The sequence below is a fragment of the Pseudomonadota bacterium genome, from assembly GCA_022361155.1.
Taxonomy (GTDB): Bacteria; Myxococcota_A; Polyangia; order Polyangiales; family JAKSBK01; genus JAKSBK01.
In genome coordinates, this window is record JAKSBK010000032.1 from 1 (window position 1) to 5,699 (window position 5,699).

The following is a 5,699-nucleotide window of genomic DNA, read 5'->3' on the forward strand; positions in this document are numbered from 1 at the left end:
GCCCTCGAGCTGCTCCTGCCGCACTTGCTCGACGCGAAAGGCTTGCCAGGACGGCTATCCACTTCAGGTGCCGATCGCGGCGGGCTCTGGGACCGTGTGAGCGGGTACGACGAAGGCGAGCCACGCACCGGATATCTCTGGCTCGAATTCGCTCTCGACGACGAAAGGACCTTTACAGCCGGCGTACGACTGAGAGCGAAGCCGTCAGGTGGCGGGGACAAGCATTGGTTCACCACCCCACGGCGAGTCGCGATCGACTTCTCGCTGCTTGACGAGCATCGGCGCCCCCTGTCCGTGGAGCAACTGACCGAGGCCGTCGGGGCCGAGGGAAGGGTCTGGGGATCGGACAGCAGTGGCTACCGACAAGCCATCCGAACGACGCTGTTCCCCGGCTGGTCCGACGATCGACTGGACGCGCTCATCCGCACCCTCCTCGTGGTGCGCAAGCAGAACGTCATCGACGGCCTGTCTCCCACAAGACTCTCCGATCTCCTTTCCGAGGCGCTTCCGCCGCTCGATGACCTCGAGCTGGGCCGAGTTGCTGACGGCTTTGCGGATCTCGATCGACGGCGCGACCACATCGCGCAGCTCGAGAAGGACGTTGCCGAAAGCAGACGACTCAGCGACGCCAATCGTGGGTACGCACGGTCTGTGACAGCGCGTGTCGTGGCGGAGGTCGTTTCCGCGACGACAGCGTTTGACAACGTCGCGCGGGAGGTCCGCCGCTTGTCAGACGAGCTGGCGAGGTGGAAGGGACGGGTCCAACAGCTGGAGGAACAAGAGGCTGCGCTCGACACGGAGGACCAAGGCCTGGCTGGACGACTGGACGGACTGAAGAGCTCGGAGGCCTACAAGCATGGGGCCGAGCTCGAGAACCTCCAGCAAGCGGCACAGGGAGCCAAGCGGCGCGCAAAGGAAGCCGAGCGCGAAGCAACGGAGGCTCGTGGACGCGCCGAGACGCGCAGGCGGAAGGCCAAAGAGGCCGAGGACGGCCATGTGCTCGCAGAGCAACAGATGCGCCGCTCCCGAGAGGAGCTCGAGGACGTGGCGAAGAGTCTGGGCGCCGACATGCTGGAGGAGGTCGCGGCTGATGCCCTGGCTTCGGCTACGAACACCTGGATCGACGGGCGGCAGAACGCGATCCACGAGGTTCGTCGTCAGCTGCACGCCCTCGACCTCGCAATCGAACGCCGTAAGAGCGCACAGAAGCACCAGACCGACTGCGAGGGAAGACTCAGCACGGCGGAGGACAGCCTGCGGGTTGCGACTCGGGCGGCGGACGAAGCTCGGAAGACATGGCGACACGCAGTCAGTACCTGGCGAACTGATGCACGCGAGCTGCATCCCTATCTGGGCATCCTTGATGACCCTGAGACCGCGTTGGGAATGGTGACGGAGGCGCGGAACAGCGCCCAGGAGCCGCTGCTCGATCGCAGGTCCCAGATCGAGCAACGCAGCACCGCTCTCGACGCCGAGCTGCAGGATCTCCGAGACGAGCGCGATGCGTGGATCGCGGGGAAGGATCCCGAACCGGACATCCCAGCCGGTCGTCGCGATCGGGCAGGGCTCGTCGGTGCTCCACTTTGGAGGCTCATACAGTTTCGGGAGCAGGTAGCCGATGACGTGCGTGGAAAGATCGAGTCGGCGCTGGCCGACAGTCGGCTCCTCGATGCATGGGTCTCACCCGAGGGAGAGATTGCAATCGCTGAGAACGATTCGGATCTCCAGCTGATACTGGCTCCAGCGGCGACGGAACATGAACGCACGCTCGCGTCTCTGCTCGAACCGGATCCCGCTTCGGACGCCATGGGCCGCGAGACAGTCGAGACACTTCTCGGTTCCCTCACCATCGTTGAGCGCGACGCGCACGAGGCATCAGTTCCCGCGCGCGGGGTCCTCATCGGTATGGACGGCAGCTGGCAAACACCCCGACTTGCGGGTCGTGCTGCTGTCGGGCCGGCCCGGTATATTGGTGCCAGCTCGCGCGAGGCCACTCGGCGCGCGCGCATTGCAGACTTGGACCGCGGAATCGCGGTGCGCGAAGAGGAGCAACACGCCCTTCAATCTGAGCGCGACACGCTCACGGCACGGATTCAGCGGTGCAAGGAGGAGATGGGGTCCTTCCCACCGATCAAGGAGATCCAGGATGCCGAGCAAGACGCCGACCGGAAGCGCGTACGGATGGAGTCGGCGAGAGATCAGCTCGTCCAGGCAAACACTGCCCTCTCGAGCGTCAACGAGGAGGTGAAGGGACACCAACGAGCGCTTCATACCGCGGCGATGGGGCATAGCCTGCCTACGGATGCCGCAGGACTTGCCAAGGTCGAAGCCTGGCTGGGTAGCCTCCGAAACGCCGTGTTCGCATTTCAGGGATGCCACGAACGAGCTCAGTCGGCCAAGCGCGACGCTAGTCTCGCCGAAGACGTCGCGGTGGAGGCAAAGCGCGAGGCCGAACAGCGCTCAGTGACGGCGCGCACGCGCCGTGGCGAATTCGAGGAGGCTGCTAGTCGTTTTGCGGCCGTCGAGAAGGCGCTTGGCGCCGACTACAAAGAAGTGATGGGAGAGATTCGCGCGGTCACGGAGCGGCGCTCCGAGATCCAAGCGGAGCAAAAGAACCTGCGCGTGCAGCACAGCGAGGCTGTTGAGAAGAGGGGCTCGGCGGGCAACGCGGTGAATCAGGCGGAGGTGAAGCGCACGACCGCCGAGGCGCAACGTGCTCAGGCAGGTGAGGCCTTCGTTGCGCTGTGTCGCGACGGTCTCCCGACAGATGCCGCAATCGCTGATCCCCCCGTAGCTCAGACGCTGACGACTACTACCGCCATCCTCGATGCCGCCCGCCGGATCCGATCGTCCGGCGTGTTGCCCTCGATCCCGAGCGATGCGGACTTGGCGCGAATGTCCAACAACGTGATGGCCCGGCTTGGCGATGCCTCGCGACAACTCGCAGGGCGTGCGGATCTGAACTTCGAGGCAGGCGACCGTTTCTGGTCGGTCCTACGGGTGCGTCGCGAGGGCATTGTTGCGTCGTCGTCGGCGTTGCTCGAGGGGCTTCGCGAGGATCTCGAGGCCGCAAGATCGGAGCTGAGCCAAAAGCAGCAGGAGTTGTTCGAACAGATCCTGTCGGGGTCCGTTCGCGAGCACCTCAAGGGTCGGCTGTGGGCCGCACAGGCCCTCGTCGATAGGATCAACGGCCTTCTCGAGGAAGTTCGCACTGAATCCGGGGGCGTGCGGGTCAGTCTGAAATGGGAAATCAACCCAGACTTGAGCGAAGCAGGAGAGCTTCGACAGGCCAAGGAGCTACTCCTCCACGACTCGCCGGTCGCCCAGGGGCGATCACAGCTCGACGCGTTCCTCAGAGGGCGGATCGAGCGGGTTCGGGCGGCGGAAGACGACACCGGTGAATGGCGTGAACGTCTGGCTCGAATGCTGGACTACCGATCCTGGCACCGGTCCCGTGTGCTCGTGCACCACAACAGGTTCGGTGACAAGCCGCGCGCCCTGGATAGCAAGAAGGTCAGCCTCTCGGCCGGCGAAAAGACGATCGTCATGGTGCTACCGCTGATCGCAGCCGTGACGGCGCACTACGAGCCGGCACCAGGGGATCCGCCCTGCGTGTCGCCACGCCTGTTGTTGATGGACGAGCTGTTCCCCAAGCTCGACTTTCCGAACAAGCGCAAGCTGATGGGGCTGCTGCCAAAGTTGCACCTCGATGCGGTGTTCACGTCCGACAAGGACCGCTGCGAGTACGACACGCTTGATGGCATCGCCATCCACGTGTGTCAGAAGCTTGGTGACGACAAGACGTCGACGACTCGCCTGGTTTGGAACGGGAGTGAAACGCGAGTCGCTACTGGGAACTCCGGCGACGGTCACGGGGACGATGGTGGCGGCCGGCGCGCGCCGCTCACGCGCGTCAAGGGATGACGGGATGGCGAATGACCCCGTGGATCTGGCAATGGCGTGGGATGGTCTCCGTCCTCTTGGCCCCATCTGGGAGGAGCTCGCCCGACGCATGGGGGCATCCGACCGGCCTGTTCGCAGGATCAAGGTCGGCGGTCTCGACGAGCAGGGGCGTCGGACGCTTGCATCGCTGCTTGGGCTTCGGCGCATACCCGAGCAGCGAATCGTAACGCTCGACGCCGTCAAGATCGCCTCCGCGCTTGGCCTCGAAGATGAGGCTCAGCTCCGGCTCTTGGTGGAGAGGGTTCGCGGCCCAATAGGGAATCGGGCTGCCGAACGGGCCGCCACGTCGGAGGCGCGGGCAGTGCTGTGGCGGCGAGCGGCCGAGCGGTTGGGTGTACGCACTCCCCAGACCTCGGCGCGGATTCGTGCTGCCGGCGTCCCCGATGGCGCCGTAGATGCGCACGCTGAACTCCTAGAAATGCTCGCCGACAGTCTCGATTCCCTTCCTTCGAAGCCACCGGTTCCACTGCCCGTTCTTGCATGGCGGGTGAGCGGCAACCCTCACGCACTGGATGCGGACACCACCTGCGGTCGCTACCTGCAACTGGGTGCCGTCGAGCTGGTCGGCGAGTGGAGCGTCGAGCGGGAACCCAACGGCATCACGGTCCGACGCGCGTTCCAGGACCTCGGCGTCATCGTGGATCGTATTTCGTCCACGACAATCACCTACGGTCTTCGTGCACAGCCGAGCTCCCCGCTGGGTCAACTGCTCGAGGCCGCTGGAGCGACGAGGACGCCCGTGGGTATCTCTGGCGCGATGCTCGATGGCGCCTCACCCAGGTTCTCGCAGCGCAGCTGGCTCTGCGTCGAAAACCCCTCGGTGGTTGAAGGAGCCATGCTGGCGGGCATCGCAGGTCCACTCGTCTGCACGGCCGGCTGGCCGTCGATCGATGCGCAACGACTGCTGGACATGGCGCGGACCCAGGGAATCGATCTGTACTACGCGGGGGACTACGACTCCGTCGGTCTCGCAATCGCCAACTTCATGGCGACCCGCTACGAAGCCGCGATCGTGATGACCAAAGCCACCTACCTCAGCGCTGACCTGCAGCGAGCGCCCGCTTGGGGGGATGAACATGCCATCCCGTCCACTCCGTGGGACGAGACGCTCGCCGACGCCATTCGCGACAAGCGCCGGATCGTTTACCAGGAGGATCCCGCGGTATGGCGCGAGCTCCTCAATCTCGATCTCGGAGATCCCGGGCGGGATGGCACGAAATGAGGTGGGTAACCGAGGGGAACCGACCCGACCCGACCCAGCGATAGAGCGGCGGGTGTCAAGGACATGCAGTGGTCCCCTCCGGCAGCGCGGTGCGCAGTCGGCAATACGAGAAGTGGGCGCCAGCCGAGAGGGACGGCACAGGAGTCGCGACTCACCCAGCGATACGTGCTTTGAATCCGGCCTAACGTTGCCGGGGCACAGGAGGCTGGTCGAAGAAATGGTGCTTCCAGCGTTTCGACGTCTTGGCGTCGGGGTCAGGTTCGCACTCATTCCGATTGACGGACTCGCTGCTTCAGTCCACCGCGGCGTGTTGTCACCGGGAAATCTGATTCAGGTGGCAAGCATGGGATCGTACTCCTGCTCGCGAAGCCAAATGGCCCACAGCACGGATGCAAATTTGCGAGCGGTGGCCACGATGGCTTTCTTGCGACCGACTCGCTTGTGGAGCGACTTGCCCCACTCGACCAGGGGCGTGGACTTCTTGCAGAGCAACAGGCTGTTGGCAGCCATGGTA

At 64.7% G+C, this 5,699-nt stretch carries 3 protein-coding genes; 2 read left to right on the forward strand and 1 reads right to left on the reverse strand.

From position 1 onward, the window contains the following. Window positions 1-3,924: TIGR02680 family protein (locus MJD61_00985; protein ID MCG8553855.1), on the forward strand; the 3,924-nt coding region annotated here is incomplete at its 5' end. A gap of 4 nt (window positions 3,925-3,928) precedes the next feature. Beyond that, window positions 3,929-5,185 (forward strand): TIGR02679 domain-containing protein, encoded by a 1,257-nt coding sequence (locus MJD61_00990; protein ID MCG8553856.1) that lies wholly within the window; start codon window positions 3,929-3,931, stop codon window positions 5,183-5,185. A gap of 330 nt (window positions 5,186-5,515) precedes the next feature. Here MJD61_00990 and MJD61_00995 read toward each other — a convergent pair. Next, window positions 5,516-5,699: hypothetical protein (locus tag MJD61_00995; protein ID MCG8553857.1), on the reverse strand; the 184-nt coding region annotated here is incomplete at its 5' end.

Excerpts from the sequence above, each read along its gene's own strand:
- MJD61_00990 (MCG8553856.1), top strand. The coding sequence starts at position 3,929 with ATGGCGAATGACCCCGTGGATCTGGCAATGGCGTGGGATGGTCTCCGT.